1 protein-coding gene is annotated in these 452 nt (G+C 67.0%); it reads left to right on the plus strand.

Annotated features, from left to right (window positions below; all coding sequences use genetic code 11):
- Nucleotides 1-13 precede the first annotated feature (13 nt).
- A partial coding sequence (locus QSK22_RS33340) for a Clp protease N-terminal domain-containing protein (RefSeq protein WP_285498491.1) occupies nt 14-452 on the plus strand: 439 nt, incomplete at its 3' end.

Below are 452 nucleotides of genomic sequence, written 5' to 3' on the forward strand. Positions count from 1 at the left end.
GAGGAGCGACGAGATGTTCGAGAGGTTCACCGACCGCGCGCGGCGGGTTGTCGTCCTGGCTCAGGAGGAGGCCAGGATGCTCAACCACAACTACATCGGCACCGAGCACATACTGCTGGGCCTGATCCACGAGGGTGAGGGGGTCGCGGCCAAGGCGCTGGAGTCGTTGGGCATCAGCCTGGAGGCGGTGCGGCAGCAGGTCGAGGAGATCATCGGCCAGGGGCAGCAGGCGCCGTCGGGGCACATCCCGTTCACTCCGCGTGCCAAGAAGGTGCTGGAGCTGTCGCTGCGCGAGGCGTTGCAGCTGGGGCACAACTACATCGGCACCGAGCACATTCTGCTGGGCCTGATCCGCGAGGGTGAGGGTGTGGCGGCTCAGGTGCTGGTGAAGCTGGGCGCGGACCTGAACCGGGTGCGCCAGCAGGTGATCCAGCTGCTGCACGGCTACCAGG

The organism is Actinomadura sp. NBRC 104425, assembly GCF_030269545.1.
Taxonomy (GTDB): domain Bacteria; phylum Actinomycetota; class Actinomycetes; order Streptosporangiales; family Streptosporangiaceae; genus Spirillospora; species Spirillospora keratinilytica.